The organism is Sphingopyxis sp. PET50, assembly GCF_025244705.1.
In the GTDB taxonomy this organism is placed as follows: Bacteria; Pseudomonadota; Alphaproteobacteria; order Sphingomonadales; family Sphingomonadaceae; genus Sphingopyxis.
The window spans coordinates 253,620-271,571 of the sequence record NZ_CP104207.1; the positions used below are offsets into that span (position 1 = coordinate 253,620).

13 protein-coding genes and 1 pseudogene are annotated in these 17,952 nt (G+C 67.9%); 7 read left to right on the forward strand and 7 right to left on the reverse strand.

Annotation, left to right across the window (positions count from 1 at the left end; translation table 11 throughout):
- Positions 1-64 precede the first annotated feature (64 nt).
- The 6 genes from N0A20_RS01460 to N0A20_RS01485 form a co-directional block, all read right to left on the reverse strand.
- Positions 65-409 (reverse strand): PepSY domain-containing protein, encoded by a 345-nt coding sequence (locus tag N0A20_RS01460; RefSeq protein WP_409574812.1) that lies wholly within the window; start codon positions 407-409, stop codon positions 65-67.
- Positions 391-1,164: a PepSY-associated TM helix domain-containing protein gene (locus tag N0A20_RS01465; protein WP_409574710.1), complete on the reverse strand. Its 774-nt coding sequence runs from the start codon at positions 1,162-1,164 to the stop codon at positions 391-393. Before N0A20_RS01465 ends, N0A20_RS01460 begins: the two co-directional genes overlap by 19 nt.
- Positions 1,165-1,306: 142 nt before the next feature.
- Positions 1,307-3,481 carry a TonB-dependent receptor gene (locus N0A20_RS01470; RefSeq protein ID WP_260582268.1) on the reverse strand — a complete coding sequence of 725 codons (2,175 nt, stop codon included), beginning with the start codon at positions 3,479-3,481 and terminating at the stop codon, positions 1,307-1,309.
- Positions 3,482-3,648: 167 nt separating this feature from the next.
- Complete coding sequence (locus N0A20_RS01475; RefSeq protein ID WP_260582270.1) at positions 3,649-5,316, reverse strand: amidohydrolase; 1,668 nt, start codon at positions 5,314-5,316, stop codon at positions 3,649-3,651.
- Positions 5,316-5,807: a hypothetical protein gene (locus tag N0A20_RS01480; RefSeq protein WP_260582271.1), complete on the reverse strand. Its 492-nt coding sequence runs from the start codon at positions 5,805-5,807 to the stop codon at positions 5,316-5,318. The genes N0A20_RS01475 and N0A20_RS01480 overlap by 1 nt, the downstream gene beginning before the upstream one ends.
- Before the next feature lie 64 nt (positions 5,808-5,871).
- The gene (locus N0A20_RS01485) at positions 5,872-7,365 is read right to left on the reverse strand and encodes a PLP-dependent aminotransferase family protein (protein ID WP_260582273.1); all 1,494 of its coding nucleotides are present in this window, start codon (positions 7,363-7,365) and stop codon (positions 5,872-5,874) included.
- A 226-nt stretch (positions 7,366-7,591) separates the two neighbouring features.
- Here N0A20_RS01485 and N0A20_RS01490 point away from each other — a divergent pair, with 226 nt between their 5' ends.
- The 7 genes from N0A20_RS01490 (at position 7,592) to N0A20_RS01520 (ending at position 16,869) form a co-directional block, all read left to right on the forward strand.
- Positions 7,592-8,182 carry an FMN-binding negative transcriptional regulator gene (locus tag N0A20_RS01490; RefSeq protein ID WP_260582274.1) on the forward strand — a complete coding sequence of 197 codons (591 nt, stop codon included), beginning with the start codon at positions 7,592-7,594 and terminating at the stop codon, positions 8,180-8,182.
- A gap of 18 nt (positions 8,183-8,200) precedes the next feature.
- A complete protein-coding gene (locus tag N0A20_RS01495; RefSeq protein WP_260582275.1) occupies positions 8,201-10,861 on the forward strand; it encodes an amidohydrolase family protein in 2,661 nt (886 codons plus the stop codon).
- Positions 10,861-11,637, forward strand: coding sequence for a pyrroline-5-carboxylate reductase (proC, locus tag N0A20_RS01500; RefSeq protein WP_260582276.1), 777 nt, complete (start codon positions 10,861-10,863; stop codon positions 11,635-11,637). The genes N0A20_RS01495 and proC overlap by 1 nt, the downstream gene beginning before the upstream one ends.
- 12 nt (positions 11,638-11,649) lie before the next feature.
- Positions 11,650-12,699 (forward strand): YncE family protein, encoded by a 1,050-nt coding sequence (locus N0A20_RS01505; RefSeq protein WP_260582277.1) that lies wholly within the window; start codon positions 11,650-11,652, stop codon positions 12,697-12,699.
- A gap of 21 nt (positions 12,700-12,720) precedes the next feature.
- Positions 12,721-14,898, forward strand: coding sequence for a hypothetical protein (locus N0A20_RS01510; protein WP_260582278.1), 2,178 nt, complete (start codon positions 12,721-12,723; stop codon positions 14,896-14,898).
- 664 nt (positions 14,899-15,562) lie between these two features.
- On the forward strand, positions 15,563-15,919 hold the full coding sequence (locus N0A20_RS01515) for an amidohydrolase family protein (RefSeq protein ID WP_260583981.1): 357 nt from the start codon (positions 15,563-15,565) through the stop codon (positions 15,917-15,919).
- Complete coding sequence (locus N0A20_RS01520) at positions 15,901-16,869, forward strand: alpha/beta hydrolase fold domain-containing protein (RefSeq protein ID WP_260582279.1); 969 nt, start codon at positions 15,901-15,903, stop codon at positions 16,867-16,869. Before N0A20_RS01515 ends, N0A20_RS01520 begins: the two co-directional genes overlap by 19 nt.
- A gap of 81 nt (positions 16,870-16,950) precedes the next feature.
- Here the strand turns inward: N0A20_RS01520 and N0A20_RS01525 are convergent.
- Positions 16,951-17,928 (reverse strand): annotated as a pseudogene (locus N0A20_RS01525) (PLP-dependent aminotransferase family protein); the annotation flags it as partial.
- Positions 17,929-17,952 lie beyond the last annotated feature (24 nt).

Below are 17,952 nucleotides of genomic sequence, written 5' to 3' on the forward strand. Positions count from 1 at the left end.
CGTGCCGCGAAAGCGGCCAAGCCGCCCGCAAAGAGGATATATTGTCGTTCTCATCGTCACTTGCTCAATCCCATCGCTTTCCGGCGCGCGCCTTGCGGCGCTTCGCCCAGAGCAGGCATCCCGCCACGATCATCGTGATCAGCCACAGGCCGATGGCAATCGACAACAGGCGCCCGACGAATCCGCCCGCTTCGCCGGTGTGGATCGGGAACAGCGCCATCATGAACCGGCGCGAGGGCGCGGCCTCGCCGATCGGAAAGACACCCCGAATGCCGCCGGTGTTGGCATCGACCAGCACTACGCTCGCCCCCCAGTCGCGCCGGATTTCGCCCGGCGCGCGGACGCGGACGCTGTAGGTTGCGTCGCCAGGTGTCGGCCAGCCGACCGACGTCAGGCTGCTGCCCGGGATCGCGGCGACAGCCGGCGCGCGCGGCGGCGGCGAAACCGACCGGCGCGCCTGCCGCGCGGGTTGGCGGGAAGCGCCACCGGCGCGGCGCCGACGAGACTGCCGACGCCGTCCTCGAACTTCATCATCGTCCCCGTCGCGGCGATCACCAATGCCGGAACGACGGCCCACAGGCCGATTGCGCGGTGCCAGGAATAGAGGCGCGCGGCGACGGGGCCCTTGCGCGTCGGCACGAGCGCGCGGCGCCAGGTGCCGCGCTTCGGCCAAGCGGCGACGAGTCCCAGCGACAGATTGCTGCACAACAATATGCCGCTGATCGCGACGATCCAGCTTCCCCATTCGCCGAGCAGATCATGGTGAAAGCCGACGAGGAATTCCATCAGTGTGCTGTCGTCGGGCGCGGCGTTGCGAAGTATCGTTCCGTCCCCCGCCAGCCGCACGCCGCGCCGCACTCCTTCGGCGTCCTGCATGAACACGACATAGCGGTCGCTGTTGCTGCCGCTGTCCCACACCGACTGCACGATCGCGGCGCCGCCGGGCGGCGCGAGAGCGTCGATCCGGCGCTCGATCGCGGCAAGATCGGTCGGCCGCTCGAGCCGGGAGATGGCGGCATCGTTGATTTCCCAATGGAAGACGATCAGCACGCCGGTGATCGCCTGGAGCAGCCAGAAGATCGCCGCGCCGATGCTGAGCCAGCGGTGGATCTTCAGGACGGGGGAGCGGAGCGAAACCTTCGCTTTGCGGGTTGCTTCGGTCATCTTGCGCTATTGCCGCCTCGTGCCGGTCCGATAAACGTCCACTTTTGGAGGACCCGACGGGTCCAAATGTCCCACCGCAAAGCGCGGAACGGCAAAAAGCCCGGCCGGGGCAGGCCGGGCTTTCGAAGCAATCGCCATATGATCAGAATTCGATCGAGGCCGACGCCTTGAAGGTGCGCGGGCCACCCTGAAGCAGCCTCGTGCCGAAGGCGCTGAAGGCGTTGTAGGCGGAAGCCCAGTAGCGTTTGTCGGCGACATTATCGACGTTGAAGCGCAGCGTCAGCGGGGTGTCGCCCACCAGTGCGACATAGCGCGCGCCAAGATCGAAGCGGGTCCAGCTGTCGAGTTCCAGCGTATTGACGTCGTTCGCCGCCTGCTTGCCCGTATAGACGACGCGGCCGACCAGCGTGAGTGCGGGGAAAAAGGGCAGATCCCATTCGACGTTCGCGTTGGCGAGCACTTCGGGCACGCCTACCGCGTCATTGCCCTCGTTCACGCCGCCCTCGGTCCGGCGCAGCTTGGCGTCGTTGAAGGTCACACCCGAGATGATGCGGAGGCCGTCGACCGGTTCGCCGTCGAGCGTGACCTCGATGCCGCGGTTCCGCTGGGTGCCGTAATTGCCATAGATGATCGTGGCGGGATCGACGAAGCTGTTGGGCTTGTCGATCCGGAACAGGGCGAGGCCCGCGTTGAAGCGGCCGAAGTTCAGCTTGCCGCCGACTTCATATTGCTTCGACTTGACCGGCGGCAATGCCGCGCCGCCGTTGACGACGGGCAGAGGGGGCGTTCCCGGCAGGCCGTCATCGTCGTAGGTCGCGGGCGCGTTCGTACCCGCGATCAGCCCTTCGATCCGGTTGGCGTATATCGACAGCCCCTCCACCGGCTTGATCACGAGGCCGAACACCGGGGTTACCCCCGATTCCTTGTAACCGCCGGAGAGCGCGCCATCGGTATAGGAGTAGGAGGACGTCTTGATCTCCTGCAGCCGAAGGCCGCCGGTGATGAGGATGCGGTCGTCCCAGAACCCGAGGGTGTTCGAAACGAAGACGCTCGACAGGCGGCGGCGGGTGATCGGAAACACATCGTCGAGGTCGCCGCCCACGAATTGATTGGGGGCGGGCCGAGGCGCGACGACCGGATCATAGAGGTTGGTGACGTAGCCGACGAGATCGAAGTCATAGGCGTTGCGGTTGACTTGCCAGTTCACCGCGAAACCAGCGTTGATCTCGTGGCTGACGCCGCCGCCCTCCAGCTTGACGCGGATGCCGGCGGTGGCGGATTCATTATTGTCCTCGCGCGGCACATAGGAGCCGCTACCCGTCGCAACGCCGGTCACGGCGTCCAGAACGGTGATGCTGGCGGTGGTCTGGTCTTCGCGCCCGTCGCGCGCCCCGACCTTGGCATAGACCATGGCGGCGTCGGAGAGGTCATATTCGACGCTGAAGGTGCCGAAGAAATCCTTGGTCAGGATCTGGCTCCACGGCTGCGAATAGTTGGTGTCGGCGTCCGGCACGCGCGGGATGACCGCGCCGATGCCGACCTGTCCGCGCCAGTTCACATGGTTCAGGCGCTGGTAGTTGAGGTTCAGCGCGGCGCGGAGCGGGCCGTTGTTGTAGTCGAGGGTCGCGCCGAGGACATAGCTTGAGTGGAATTCGTCGTCGATCGCGATGTCGCCGCGGCGGGCCGATGCGTTGACACGCAAACCCCATTCGTCATTGGCGCCGAAGCGGCGGGCGACGTCGACGGCTCCCGAGAAATGCTGGGCGGACGTATAACCCAGCGTTCCGCGGATCACATCGCGTTCGGCCGCTTTGGGGATCAGGTTGACGCTGCCGCCGATGCCGCTGCCGCCAGGCGCGGCGCCGTTCAGGAAGGCGCTTGCGCCGTTGATGACCTGAACCGACGAGAAAAGCTCGGGCGCGACGAGCTGGCGGGGCGTGATGCCGTAGAGGCCGTCGAAGCCGACGTCGTCGGACGACAGATCGAAACCGCGGATGACAAAGACTTCGTCGGCGATGCCGAAGCCCAGCGCGGTACGGACCGTGGGATCGTTCTCCAGCACTTCGCCCAGCGTATCGGGCTGTTGGTTGAGGATCAGCGCTTCATTGTAGCTGCGGATGTTGAACGGAATATCCTCGGCCGCCTTGGTGCCGAATACGCCGACATTGCCTCCGCCCGTGACCTTGGTCTGGTTGTTGCGCTGCGCGGTGACGACGATGCTTTCGTCCTCGCCCGTCTCCTGCGCCAGGACCGGTGCGGCGGTGATGAACGCGACGACGAGCGCGCTTGCTCCCATGATGTTACGATAGGCGACCATTGCTATTCCCCCACTGGTGTCCCGATTCCCCTTCGAAACAAGACTTGCCGGGACCAGGCCTGTTTCAGAACTGTAATATGATTGTCGGGATTGGGCCCCAAAACATCCAGTTTCGACAGTTAGAAGGGACCAGTCGAGCAGCAAAATAACAATCGGGGACAAGAATCTTAGCCGAACCGCGGAATCCCGCCCACGATTGTCTGCAGCACCTTTGCTTTTAACAGAGAATGCGAGTCAATATCAAAAAAATCGCTGTCCCAGACGACCAGGTCGGCGAGGAAGCCCGGCGCGATCAGCCCCATCCGCTTTTCATTGAAGCCGGCATAGGCGCCTTCCTGCGTATAGCTGTGCATCGCCTGCGCCAACGTGACGCGCTGTTCGGGATGCCAGCCTTGCGGATTCTTGCCGTCGAGCGTCTCGCGATTGACCGCGGCATCGAGCCCGGTGAGCGGATCGATCGGCGCGACGGGCCAGTCGGAGCCCATGCAGACATGCGCGCCCGAGCGGACGAGCGAACCAAAGGCGAAGCTGGTCTTCAGCCGCTCCTCGCCGATCCGGCGCACCGCCCAGCGGCCGTCGTCGATCGCGTGATAGGGCTGGACCGATGCGACGATGCCCTGCTCCTTGAAGCGGGAAATCGCGTGCGGTTTCATATGCTGGACATGCTCGACGCGGAAGCGGCGGTCGCGTGGGCCGTTTGCCTTGGCGACGGCGGCCATGCTGTCGAGGACGATGTCGTTGGCCTCGTCGCCGATCGCGTGCGCGGTCACCTGAAGCCCTGCCTTGTCGGCGCCCTCGATCCAGCGCCGCAGGTCGGCGGGATCGGTGACGACGATGCCGCGCGTCGCGGGATCGTCGGCATAGGGTTCGTAGAAGCGCGCGGTGCGCGAACCGAGCGAGCCGTCGAACACCACCTTGCACGCGCCCCACTGGACCCAGTCGTCGCCGCGCCCTTCGGCGCCGATCAGCGCGACCTGTGCCTCCCAGTCCTTGAGCGGCAGATAGTGGCGGAAACGCAGTCCGGTCTCGCCCTTGGCGCGCAGGCGGCGGGTCGATTCGAAGGTCGCGGTGTCGAGTTCGGTCGGATGGACCTGCGTCACGCCCTTGCCGAGCGCGTGCGCGATCCCGTTGCGCGTCGCCGCGTCGATCTGCTCGGGCGTCGGCGCGGCGATCGCGCGCTGGACCAGATCCTTGGCGGCGTCCTTGACGATGCCCGTGGGCTCGCCGGCCTCGTCGCGTTCGATCACGCCGCCCGGCACGTCGGGAGTGTTGCGGTCGATGCCCGCGAGCTCCAGCGCCAGCGAGTTGAGCAGCAGCATGTGCAGGTCGTAGCGGATGACCGCGACGGGCGTGTCGGGCGTGACCGCGTCGATCCACGAGCGGTGCGGCATTTCGCCGCCCCAGCGGTCCTGGTCCCAGTTGCCGCCTTCGAGCCATTGCCCCTTCGGCAGCGCCTTCGCCGCCGCGGCGATCCGCTCGACGAATTCCTGGCGGTTGGCGGCGTCGCGCAGCGAGGGCTGCGAGAGCATCGTCGAGGCGATCACGAAATGGACGTGCGGATCGATGAAGCCCGGCGTGACGAAGGCGCCCTTGAGGTCGACGACCCGCGTGTTCTTTCCGGTGCGCGCCCGCACGGCATCGCTGCCGATCGCGGCGATACGCTCACCGCGCACGCCGATCGCATCGGTCCGTAGGGCGGGGCCGGCACCTGTCCACACGCGGGCGTTGACATAGGCGGTATCCAGCGGCTCGCCGCCGCCCGCAAAGGCGCTGCGGGTCACGGCCGCCGCCGCGGTTCCGCCGGCGAGGGCGAGAAGGCTGCGGCGGCCGAGCATCACTTCTTCGCCGCGGCCGGGGCCGGATTTTCGGCGCGCCACTTGTCGAGCCGACCGAGCCACTGCGCCGCGGAAAGCGGGCCATAGGTTTTGGAGTCGGTGTGTTCGGCGATATATTCGCGGATATAGACGAAATAGGCGGGCCCGCTCGGCAGACCGAGCTCCTTCTGCTTCCTTGCCATCGCCGCAAGCTGTTCGGGCGTCGGCGCCGCGCCGGTCGACGGCTTGAACAGGATCACGTCGAAGTCGGCGCCATTTTCATGAAAGAAAAGTTGCGTCGGCGGCAGGCCGGCGGCGGCATAGACCTGATCGCCGAGTGCGATCTGGCGGATGAATTCTTCCTGCTTGCCCGGCGCGAGCTTGAAGATTTCGAACCACGCCTCGGGCCACGCCTCATCCTCTGCGGCGGGCGGCGGCGAGGGCGTCTGCTGGGCAAGCGCCGGGCCGAGCGGCAGCGCGGCGGCGAGCAATAATGCGACACGATATTTCATGATTTTTCCCTCCTGGACGAGGATCAGGCTCTGCCCTCGTCATGGATCGGAAAACATCCAAGATTCATGGGAGCAATGGGACCAGTGACCGGGTCAGCTCGGCCGCCTTGCGGAGCGCCGCCAGCGCCGTGCGCGCTTCATGCTGGTTCAGGCTGGCGAAACCGATGCGCAGCCCGCGCGGCGCGTCGTCGCTGCTCATGAACGAGCGCGAGGAAGCGAAGCGCAGGCCCATCGCGACGGCGCGCGTCTCCATCTGGTCGAGGTCGGTATCGTGAAAGCGCAGCCAGAAGGCGAGGCCGCCATCGGGCATGCGATAATCGACGATATCGCCCAGCGTGCGGTCGATCTCCGCGGCAAAGCCCTCGCGGCGCCTGGCATAGACCTGGCGAACCTTGCGCGCGTGGCGGCGCAGTTCGCCGCTTTCGATCAGTTCGGCGGCGGCATCCTCGGTCAGCGTATTGCCCATGCCGTCGGTCAGCGAGACCATGTGCGCGATCGCATCGATCACCGACGGCGGTGCGGCGATATAGCCGATACGCAGCGCGGGCAGCAGCAGCTTCGACATCGACCCGACATAGATGACATGGCTGGGTCCATAACCCGCCATCGGCAGCAGCGGCTGCGATTCGAAGTGAAACTCGTGATCATAATCATCCTCGATGATCGCAAAGCCGAACTGGCGCGCGAGCTCGAGCAGCTGCAGCCGCCGTTGCGGGCGCAGCGAGACGGTGGTCGGAAACTGGTGGTGCGGCGTGACGAATACCGCGCGCACGGCGTTGCGGCGGCAGGCGCGTTCGACCGCCTCGACGTCGATCCCTTCCTCGTCGAGGCCGACGGGCAGGACGTTCGCGCCCAGTGCCCGGAAAGCCGCGACCGCGGGCTCATAAGTCACGGCCTCGACGATCACCGAATCGCCGGGGCGAACCAGCACATGCGCGGCGAGGAAGATGCCGTTCTGGCTACCGCGCGTGATGCAGATATTCTCCGCCGCGACGGGCAGGCCGCGCTGGCTCTTGAGCATCGTCGCGATGCTTTCGCGCAGCGCCGGCGATCCGCGCGGGTCACGATATTGAAAGCCGTTTTCCCGCGACGCGCGATGCGCCGCGGCCCGATAGGCGCGCGCGAGCAGCTCGGCCGGAAACAGGCGTCCGTCGGGCGCGCCCTCGTCGAGCTTGAGCCCCGGCCCCGACGGCAGCGCGAGCGGCCGTTCGGGCGGCGGGGCAAAGCGGTAGTCGATCACCGCATTGCTCATCGTCGCCTCGGCTTCGCCGTGCTGCCGCTTTACCGGCTCGGGCAGCGTCGTCGCGACCATCGTTCCGCGCGTGCCGACGGACGCGAGCCAGCCTTGCGCGATCAAATCCTCATAGGCGATGACCACCGTCTTGCGGTTGACGCCCAATATCTGCGCGAATTCGCGGCTGGAGGGGAGGTAGGTGCCGGAGGTCAGCCGACCGCGTTCGATATCGCGGATCAGCGCCTGGATGATCTGCATATAGATGGGAACGTCGCGCGCCGGGTCGATCCGGTCCCCGAGGCTCACCTGCCATGGACGAAGCATTGGACCGTCCTTTCTGCAATAAAATCGGCGCTTGCGGAACCAAGCCTAGCGCCAACCTCGCGGCTCCGCAATGGCATGCTGGACCATCGACCTTTTATGTATTGGTGCTTGTCGCAGCTCCAACGCTGGGAAAGAAGAGGGCCCTCAACTGCAGGTACAGGGGCGGATGGACGAAGCTGAAGCGGCAACCGAATGGGCGAGGGATGGGGTCGGGACGAAACTTCCCTTGTTCGAGCGGTTCAGCGATGCGGATGTCCGTGCGCTGATCGAGGCCCACCCTCTGGCGTGGGTCTGCGCCGGCGAAGGCGCCGCGATCGACGCCAGCCTGCTGCCGCTGATCCCGATATTCGACGCGGACGGCCAGCTGGTCGAACTGATCGGCCATATGATGCGGTCCAATCCGCTCCATGCGGCGCTGCAACGCGATCCGCGTGCGACGATCCTGTTCAGCGGCCCCGACGCCTATGTCAGTCCCGAGCATGCCGGGCGGCGCGACTGGGCCCCGACCTGGAACTATGCGCAATTGCGCATCGGTACAGAGATCGTCATCGACGCGGGGCTGACCGAATATTCGCTGAAGATATTGATCGACGCGATGGAGGCGGGACGGCCCGAGCCCTGGGAGGTCGATGAGCTGGGACCGCGCTATCATGCGATGCTGGAGCGCATCATCGGCTTCCGCGCCCGCGTGACGGGCCTTTCGGGCAAATTCAAGCTGGGTCAGGACGAAGGCGCGGAAACGCTGCACCGGATTCTCGCCGCGCTTGATGGCGATGCGGTGACCGGCTGGATGCGACGGTTCAACGCCGGGCGCTGAACGATGGGGAGGGGAGCGATGAAGGCAATTCGGTTCATGTCGGCGATTGCCGCAGGGGCGCTGCTGGCCGTGGCGCCTCCCGGCGCAGCGCAGCGCGCGGTGCCGACTCCGTGGCAGGAGGATCCCTTTCCCAGCACCTATCGCGCGCCGCCGCCCGACGACATGCTGCTGCGCGGCGCGACCATCCTCGACGGCGCGGGCGGGCGGATCGACGGCGGCGACGTGCTGCTGCGCGGCGGAAAGATCGTCGCGGTGGGCAAGGGACTCGTCAATCCGGGGGTGCGCGAGGTCGATGCCAGGGGCCGCTGGGTGACGCCCGGCGTGATCGACGTCCACACCCATAACGGCACCTTCGTGCTGCCGCTCACCACCATCGATCGCATGGCGAGCGACGTGTCCGACGTCAGCGCGCCCAATGTCGCCGATACCTGGGTCGAAACCGCGGTCAATACCCAGGACATGGCCTTCGATCGCGCGCTCGCCAATGGCGTCACGACGATGCAGATATTGCCCGGCTCCACCCCGATCTTCGCCGGCCGCTCGGTCGTGGTGAAGCCGGTTCGCGCGCCGACCGTGTCGGCGATGAAGGTTGCGGGGGCGGTCCAGGGCTTCAAGATGGCGTGCGGCGAAAATCCCAAGAGCTGGGGCGCCGAAAACGACAATGACGGACCGACCAGCCGCCAAGGCGTGATCGCCTATATGCGCCAGGCCTTCAGCGACGCGCGGGACTATAAGCGCGCGTGGGAGCGATACCGCGCCGGCACCGCCGCCGCCCCGAAGCGCGACCTGAAGCTGGAGGCACTGGCGGGCATTCTCGCGGGCGACATTCGCGTCAACCTCCATTGCTATCGCGCGGGCGATATCGAGGCGGTGCTCGATGTCGCCAAGGAGTTCGGGTTCCGGATCGGCGCGATCCATCATGCGACCGAAGCCTACAAGATTCCCGGTCAGCTCCCCGCGGCGGGCACCTGTTCGGCGGTCTGGGCCGACTGGTGGGGCTTCAAGATGGAGGCGCAGGACGCGGTGCGCGCCGAGGCGCCGCTGCTCGAACGCGCCGGGGCCTGCGTGATGATGCATTCGGATTCGGCCGCCGACGGCCAGCGGCTGAACATCGCGGCAGCCAAGGCCGCGGCGGCGGGACGGCGCATCGGTATCGACATTCCGCCCGAACAGATGATCCGCTGGACCACCAGCAACCCGGCGAAGCTGCTGGGGCTGGACACGCGCGTGGGCACGATCGCGCCGGGTTACCAGGCCGACGTCGTGCTGTGGTCGGGCGATCCGTTCAGCATCTACAGCAAGGCCGACCTCGTGCTGATTGACGGCGCGATCGCGTGGGACCGGTCGAAGCCCCCGCCGCCGTCCATATCCGACTTCGAGCTCGGCCGAGCAGGAGACGGTGCGATGAAAAGTCTTGCGATGCTGCTGGCGCTCGCCGCCACAAGCCCCGCTGCGGCGCAGACGCTCGCGGTGACCAATGCCGAGGCCTGGACGATGGAAGCGGACGAGCCGGTGCGAGGCGCGACCATATTGATCGAGGACGGGCGCATCCTGTCGGTGACGCCCGGCGGCGCGGTGCCCGAGGGCGCAACGGTGATCGACGCGCGCGGCAAGCCGGTGACGCCGGGCCTCGTCAATGCCGCGACCCAGATCGGGCTCGTCGAAGTGGCCTCCGCGCTCGATACGCGCGACGATGCCTCCACCGACGAGCGCAGCCCGGGGTTCGACGTCAGCCGCGCGCTCAACGGCAATTCGACGCTGGTGAGCCTCGCCCGCGCCGACGGTCTCACACGCGCGCTGATCTATCCGTCGCAGTCGCGCGCGGCGCCGCTGTCGGGCGAGCCGTCCTTCGCGCGGCTGCGCGATGGCGTGAACATCCTCGATCGGCCCGGCGTCGCGGTCTATGTCGTCATCGGCGGCGGCGCGTGGGACCGGCTCGGCGCGCGCGCCCAGCAATGGACGGCGCTTCGCAAGCTGCTCTCCGACGCGAAGCGCGCCGCCGCGCCGCCGCCCGCGCCGGAGAAAAAGGGAAAGGGCAAGGACAGGCCCGGGGGTCCGCCGCCGGGTGCCGGCGTCCCGCCCGGCGGCGACGCGTCCTTCGTCCAGATTGTGACGGGCAAACTGCCGCTCGCGATTCAGACCAACCGCGAATCCGATATTCGCCAGGCAGCGGCGCTCGCGCAGGAATTCGGCATCAGGGTGGTCATCGTCGGCGGCGCCGAAGCGTGGCGCGCGGCGGATGTGCTCGCCGCGGCGAAGGTCGCGGTGGTGCTCGACCCGCTCGCCAACCTGCCCTTCGCCTTCGATCAGGTCGGTACGCGACAGGACAATGCCGTCATCCTGACCCGCGCCGGCGTGCCGGTGGCCTTCGGCATGGCGGGCGGGATCATCCACATGACCTATAATGCCGGCATGGCGCTGCGCGAGGGCGCGGGCCTGTCGGTCGCGAACGGGCTGACCTATGTCGAGGCGCTGCGCGCGGTGACGGTCAATCCGCTCAGCATCTGGGGCCGCGGCGGCGGCACGCTGGCGGAAGGCAGCGACGCCGATCTGGTGGTGTGGGATGGCGATCCGCTCGAGCCGTCCACCAATGCGGTCGCGGTGATCGTCGAGGGGCGGCAGGCATCGACCCGCTCGCGGCAGGATCTGCTCGCCGAACGGTACAAGGACGCGCGCTGATGGACGTGCTGCTCATCGGCTGCGGGCGGATGGGCGGCGCGATGGCGCGCGGCTGGACGGGCGCCTATCGCGTGCTGGTGTTCGATCCGATGCTCGCGGCGCTGCCGAAGGGCGCCGAACGGGTCGACAGGCTGGAAGCGATTGATGCCGGCGGCGAGCTGGTGGCGGTGCTGGCGGTGAAGCCGCAGATGTTCGCCCCGATCGCGGAGACGCTGAGGCCGCTGGCGCGGCAGGGCGCGCTGTTCGTTTCGATCATGGCGGGTATCCCGCTGGCCCGGCTGGAAGCCGAACTCGGCAGCGGCCGTATCGTGCGCGCGATGCCGAACACCCCGGCGGCGATCGGCAAGGGGATCACGGCGGCGGTCGCCGGGCCGGGGCTGCGGGACGGCGACCGCGCGGCGGTCGATGCGCTGCTCGCCTCGACGGGCGCGCTGGTGTGGCTCGATGACGAGGGACAGATCGACGCAGTGACGGCGGTATCGGGCAGCGGCCCCGCCTATTTCTTCCGCTTCACCGAAGCGCTCGCGGCGGCGGGAGTGGAGGCGGGCCTGCCGCCCTCGCTCGCGATGCAGCTCGCACGGGCGACCTTCGGCGGCGCGGCCGCGCTGGCCGAGGCGGACTCGGCCGGGCTTGGCGAGCTTCGGCGGCAGGTGACGAGCCCCGGCGGCACGACCGCGGCGGGGCTGGCCGAGATGGATACGGACGAGGCGATCGACCGGCTGGCGCGGGCGGTGGTCGCGGCGGCGGCGGCGCGCTCGCGCGAACTTGCCGGCTGACAGGAGATGAGGATGGAGCGCTTTCGGATCGCCTTTGCGGCGTTTCTGCTCGGTGGCGGCACGGTCGCGGGGCAGGAGGCCGCACCCGACCTGCCCTATGTCAAGACGGGCAGCGTCACCTTGCCCAGCTCCGACACGGATTGGGACTATGTGAAGTTCGAACCCGGCAGCGCGCGGCTGTTCATGGCGCGGTTGCAGGACGGGCTCACGGTCTACGACGTCGATCGCGGCCAGCCGATCATGACGATGCCCGATTCGGTCGGAGCGAACGGGCCGGTGCTGTTGCCCCAATTCGACCGCGGCTATGCCGCGATGGCCGACGGGTCGCTGCTCAGCTTTGGCCTGAAGACGCTGGAGCCGCTCGCGCGGGTGAAGCTGGCGGACGATGGCGGGCTCAACAGCGGGGCCTTCGATCCGGCGTCGGGCCGGCTGCACATGATTACCGGCTCGCGCCCGGCGCAATCGACCTGGTTCAGCATTGACCCCGCGACGGGCAAGCTGCTGGCGACGACGCGCTTTCCGTTCCGCAAGATGGACGACCCCGCCGCCGACGGAAAGGGCCGTCTCTATGCGCCGGTGCGCCTCGACGGGCTGGTGCTCACGCTGGATTCGCGCACGTTGAAGGAACTGGCCCGCTGGGATGTCGGCTGCAACGTATCGAAGCTGAGATACCTCGCCGCGACCAACCGGTTGCTGGGCGCGTGCGGGGGCGACCGGCCGGCACTGTTCATCCTCGATCCCGCTACGGGCATGGTGACGGCGCGCGTCGCGATCGGCAAGGGGCTCGACGCGCTGGCGATCGACGCGGCGCGGGAGCGCGCCGTCACCAGCAATTACGAGGGCACGATGACGGTGGTCGCGCTGGACGGGCCGGACGCGCTGCGCCACCTTGCTACCGTCCGCACCCATTTCGGCGCGCGGATGATGGATATCGATCGCCGCACCGGGCGGCTCTATCTGGTCAATGCCGATTCCACCGAATTTCCGGGGCGGGATGGCGGCGCGCCGGTCACCCGCTATCATCCGGACAGCTTCCGCGTGGAGACGTGGGAGCCGAACTGAGGCGAAGGAAGGGGCAAAGCAATGAGGCGGCCGGTTCTGGCGGCATGGGTGTCGATGGCGCTCGCGGTACCCGCAGGCGCGCAGGAGGGATTGCCGCTCAAGCCCGCGCGGACGCTCGAATATGACGTGTCGAGCGGCACCTTCATGTCGCTCGCGCTGTCGCCCGACGGCAAGACGATCCTCTTCGACATGCTCGGCGAAATCTATGCGCTGCCCGCGACGGGCGGTCGTGCGGTGCCGGTCTCGACCGGCCTGGCGTTCGAGGTACAGCCGGTCTTTTCCCCCGACGGCCAATGGATCGCCTATGTCAGCGACCGGTCGGGCGGCGACAATGTCTGGATCGCGCGCGCCGACGGCAGCGATGCGCGGCGGATCAGCGAGGATGACGATGGCGCGGTGCGTACCTCGCCCGAATGGAGCGCCGACGGCCAATCGGTCTATGTCAGCCGCTATCGCATCCGGCTCGGCCATTATGAACTGTGGCGCCATCCGATAGGGGGCCGTCCGGGCGAGCTGGTCGCCGCAATCCGCGCGGGCGATGACGCGCCGCGCGACTCCTGGCAAAGCACCCTGGGCGTGTCGCCGTCGCGCGACGGCAAATATCTCTATTATGCGCGGCGCGTGGGCGACCTGTCGGTCGACGAGCCGGTGCAATGGACGATCGTGCGCCGCGACCTTGCGACCGGGGCCGAGCAGCCGGTCGTCACCAGTTCGGGCGGGCGCGAGGCCGGGGGCGAGACCTTCTTCCGCCCCGCCATCTCTCCCGACAGCAGGCTGCTTGCCTATGCGACGCGGCGGCTGGGGGCGACGCGGCTGCGGGTGCGCGATCTGGCGACCGGGCTCGATCGCGACCTCGAGCCGGCGCCGCTCGACCTGACGAACGGCGCGGCGTGGATGGACCTGATCCCGCGCTACAGCTTCACCCCCGACGGCAAGGCGATCCTCATCGCCCATGAAGGACGGATCGAGCGCCGCCCGCTCGACGGGACGGCGCCGACCCGAATAAACTTCACCGCGAAGCTCAAGCTCGCGGTCGGGCCGAGCACGCGCATTTCCTTCCGCGAAGAAACGGGGCCGATACGCGCGAAACTGCCGAACGGTACCAGCCTGTCGCCCGACGGCGAACGCGTCGCCTATGCGGCGCTGGGAGCCGTCTATGTGCAGCCGGCAAGGGCGGGGCATCGCTGCGCCTGCCGATCGTGCGGCGATCCGCCGTCATTGCCGAGCTGGAGCCCCGACGGATCGCGCATCGTCTATGTGACCTGGAGCGACGCGGCGGGCGGGGCGGTGTGGACCGTCGCCGCGGACGGATCGGGCGCGCCGGTGAAGGTCAGCGACGTGGCGGCCTTTTACAGCCATCCGGCTTACACTCCCGACGGCAGCGCGATCCTCGCCGTGCGCTCGCCGGCCGCGGCGCGGCAGCAAACGAGTTTCGAGTTCGGGACGCTGCGTCCCTCGGACCTGGTTTCCTTCCCGATCGCAGGCGGCGCGCCGCGCGTCGTGACCAGCGGCGCGGCTGGGGCAGCGACCCCATTTCGTGGCGGGCGATCCCGGCACCGCCTATCTGCTCGGCGCCAGCGGACTCGTCGCGATCGAGCTTGCGAGCGGAGCGCAGCGGCCCATCGCGACGGTCAGGGCGCAGGATTATTATTTTACCGAACGGCTCGCTTATGCCGACGACCTGCAGATCAGCCCCGACGGCAAGTGGATCGCCGCGCAGACCAGCGAACAGCTTTATCTGCTGCCCACGCCCACCGATCCGAAGGTCGAGGTCGATCTGACCGCGCCGGGCAATCCGGGACGCAAGGTCACCGACATGGGTGCCGATTATTTCGACTGGCGCGCCGATGGCGGCCTGATGTGGTCGGTCGGCAATTTCCTTCAGACGCTGCCCGACGCGGCCGCGCCGACGCCGAAGGACCATGTCGAACTGATCGCCGAACTGCCCCGCGCGCGGCCGGCGGGCAGCTTGTTGCTGCGCGGCGCCCGCGCGCTGACCATGGCGGACGGCGATCGGATCATCGAGGATGCCGACATATTGGTCACCGGCGACCGCATCGCCGCGATCGGCCCGCGCGGCAGTTTCGCGGTGCCGCCCGGAACGCCCGAGCGCGAGCTGGGCGGGAAGACCGTGGCGCCCGGCTTCATCGACGATCACGACCATATCGGCGGGGTGCGCCGCAATATCGTCGGCTATGACGAATGGGACCTGGCGGCGCGGCTCGCCTTCGGGGTGACGACCTCCTTCGATCCCTCGACGCTCGGCATCGACCAGATCGCCTATCAGGACATGATCGACGCCGGGCTGATCGCCGGGCCGCGGCTGCGCTCGACCGGCCCGGCGCTCTTTTCCAAGGAGCGCTTCACCTCGCTCGATCAGGTGCGCGCCGTCTTGCGGCGCTATCGCGGGGCGTGGGGTCTGCGCAACATCAAGCAATATCGCGGCGAGAGCCGAACCGTGCGGCAATGGATCGCGATGGCCGCGCGCGAACAGGGCATGCTGCCGACCACCGAGGGCAGCCACAATCCGAAGCTGATCCTGACCCAGATCCTCGACGGCTATGCCGGCAACGAACATGCGCTGCCGCTCGCGCCGTTGCAGGAGGATGTGCTGACGCTCTATCGGCTCACGCGCGCCAGCTATGTCTCGACGCTGCTCGTCAACACCAGCGGGCTGACGGGAAGCCATTATTATGTGGCAAGATATGATCCGGCGCTGGATGACAAGGTGCGGCGCTTCTGGTCGCCGATGGCGATCGCGCACCGGCTGGGCCACCGCCGCTGGGGCTCGCTCGACGCCTCGCGCATGCCGGCCCTGGCGGCGGACGTGGCGGCGCTCGCGGAGCAGGGGGCGCTCGTCGGCATGGGATCGCACGGCGATGAGCCGGGGATCGGCTTTCACTATGAGATGGAGGCGCATGCGCTGGGCGGGATGAAGCCGCCGGCGATCCTGCATGCCGCGACGGCGGGGGCGGCCGAGGTGATCGGGCGATTGCAGGACATGGGCACGCTCGAAACCGGAAAATATGCCGATCTGGTCGTGTTCGACGCCGATCCGCTGGCGGACATCCGCAACACCCGGTCGCTGACGCTCGTGATGCGCGGCGGCCAGCTGTTCGACGCGGACACCCTCGACGAGCTGTGGCCCGTGCCGGGCAAGCGGCTAGCGCCCTGGTTCGCGAATAGCGAGGGGGACGCGCAGTGGCTGCCAGTAAAGTGACGATCGACCCGGAAATCCGGCTGTTCCTCGACGAGATGACGGCGCGCTGGGCGCAGCATCCGCCCTTCGCGGATCTGTCGTTTCCCGAGCAGCGCCGCGTTTCGGAAGCGGTGCGGGCGCGCTGGACCGAGGGTGGACCGGCGATGGCGGGGGCCGAAGAACGGCTGTTCGACCCCGGCGCCGGTGAACTGCGTATCCGCGTCCACAAGCCCGAAGGGGCGGGCGATCCGGCGCCCGCGCTCGTCTATCTGCACGGCGGCGGTTTCACCCTGTTCTCGATCGACACGCACGACCGGCTGATGCGCGAATATGCCGCACGCGGCGGCTTCGCGGTGATCGGCGTCGATTATCCGCTGTCGCCCGAACATAAATATCCAGTCGCGCTCGACCGGATCGAAGCGCTGATGCTGTGGCTGAGGGACAATGGCCGCGACCTCGGCGTCGACCCGCATCGGCTGGCGATGGGCGGCGATTCCGCCGGTGCGAACCTGTCCATCGCGGCCGCGCTGCGCCTCGCCGCCCGCGGCGAGGCCGGGTTGGTGCGCGCGATCCTGTCCAACTATGGCTATTTCTCGCCTGAGGTGTCGGACGAGGCGGAAGCGCGCTTCGGCGGGCCGGGGTCGATCATGGATCGGGCGGAGGCGCAAAGCTACTACGTCAATTATCTGAGCGACTGGGCTGAAGCGGATGACCCGCTCGCCTCCCCTTTGCTGGCCGACCTCGCCGGACTACCGCCGCTGTTCCTCGTGATTCCCGAATGCGACCTTCTGGCCGAGCAGTCGCTGGCGATGGAGACGCGGCTGCGCAGGGCGGCTGTCGATGTGAAAGCGAAAATCTACCCTGGTGCCACGCATAGCTTCCTCGAAGCGATGTCGGTGGCGAAGGTCGCGCGCGATGCGATCGAAGACGGCGCGGATTTCATTCGTCAGGCCATGGCGGACCCATCCTAGCTCGGCGAGCGCGCGAAGATCGCGCAGCGCCCGGTCGGCTTCCTCTTCTTCCAGACTCGCGAAGCCCAGCCGCAGCCCGCGTTCCCGCGACGGAGGCACCGCGAAGGAGGTCGAGGGCGCGAAGCGCAGCTTGTCCGACGCGGCGCCGCGGTCGATCCGGTCGAGCGCCGCCATGTCGCGAAAGCGCAGCCAGTAGGCGAGCCCGCCTTCGGGCATGTCGAATTCGGCGAGGTCCGCCAGATGGCGGCGGAGCGCCGCGGCGAAGCTCTGCCGGCGTTCGGCATAGATCGCATGCGTCTTGCGCACATGGCGGCGCAATTCCCCCGACGCGATCAGGTCGGCGGCGGCTTCCTCGGTCAATAGATTGCCCTGCCGGTCGACGGTCATCACCAGCTCCGCGATCGCGTCGATCACCTGGGTCGAGGCGACGACATAGCCGATCCGCAGGCTCGGCAGCGTCAGCTTCGACAGCGAGCCGATATAGATGGTCCGCCCCGGCGCATAGCTCGCGATCGGCAGCAGCGGCTGCGATTCGAAATGATATTCATGGTCGTAATCATCCTCGACGATCGCGAAGCCGAACTGGCGCGCGAGCTCGAGCAGCCGCAGCCGCCGCTCAGGGCGCAGCGAGACCGTCGTGGGAAACTGGTGGTGCGGCGTCAGGAACAGCGCGCGCACGCGCTCGCGGCGGCACAGCGCCTCGACCGCCTCGACGTCGATCCCCTGATTGTCGAGCGGAACGCCGAGCACCTTGGCGCCCGCCATGGCGAAGGAGGAGATGGCGGGGGTATAGGCGAGCGATTCCATGATCACCGCGTCGCGCGGCCGCATCAGCATCCGCGCCGCGAGCGCGATGCCCATCTGGCTGCCGCGCGTCACGCAGATCTGTTCGGGCCGCACCACCATGCCGCGCTGCGCGCGCAGCATGGTCGCGATACGGTCGCGCAGCGCGAGCGAGCCGCGCGGGTCGCCATAGCTGAGCCGCCCGGCGCGCCGTGCGCGCGTCGCGGCATCGCGATAGGCGCGGCCCAGCGTGTCGATCGGAAACAGCGCGGCAATCGGGCGATCCGACGTCGAGCGTCA

What these genes read in the sequence shown, in the direction of transcription:
- N0A20_RS01465 (WP_409574710.1), bottom strand. Translation starts at nt 1,164, where the DNA reads ATGACCGAAGCAACCCGCAAAGCGAAGGTTTCGCTCCGCTCCCCCGTC.
- N0A20_RS01470 (WP_260582268.1), bottom strand. Translation starts at nt 3,481, where the DNA reads ATGGTCGCCTATCGTAACATCATGGGAGCAAGCGCGCTCGTCGTCGCG.
- N0A20_RS01475 (WP_260582270.1), bottom strand. Translation starts at nt 5,316, where the DNA reads ATGCTCGGCCGCCGCAGCCTTCTCGCCCTCGCCGGCGGAACCGCGGCG.
- N0A20_RS01480 (WP_260582271.1), bottom strand. Translation starts at nt 5,807, where the DNA reads ATGAAATATCGTGTCGCATTATTGCTCGCCGCCGCGCTGCCGCTCGGC.
- N0A20_RS01485 (WP_260582273.1), bottom strand. Translation starts at nt 7,365, where the DNA reads ATGCTTCGTCCATGGCAGGTGAGCCTCGGGGACCGGATCGACCCGGCG.
- N0A20_RS01495 (WP_260582275.1), top strand. Translation starts at nt 8,201, where the DNA reads ATGAAGGCAATTCGGTTCATGTCGGCGATTGCCGCAGGGGCGCTGCTG.
- proC (WP_260582276.1), top strand. Translation starts at nt 10,861, where the DNA reads ATGGACGTGCTGCTCATCGGCTGCGGGCGGATGGGCGGCGCGATGGCG.
- N0A20_RS01505 (WP_260582277.1), top strand. Translation starts at nt 11,650, where the DNA reads ATGGAGCGCTTTCGGATCGCCTTTGCGGCGTTTCTGCTCGGTGGCGGC.
- N0A20_RS01510 (WP_260582278.1), top strand. Translation starts at nt 12,721, where the DNA reads ATGAGGCGGCCGGTTCTGGCGGCATGGGTGTCGATGGCGCTCGCGGTA.
- N0A20_RS01515 (WP_260583981.1), top strand. Translation starts at nt 15,563, where the DNA reads ATGGGATCGCACGGCGATGAGCCGGGGATCGGCTTTCACTATGAGATG.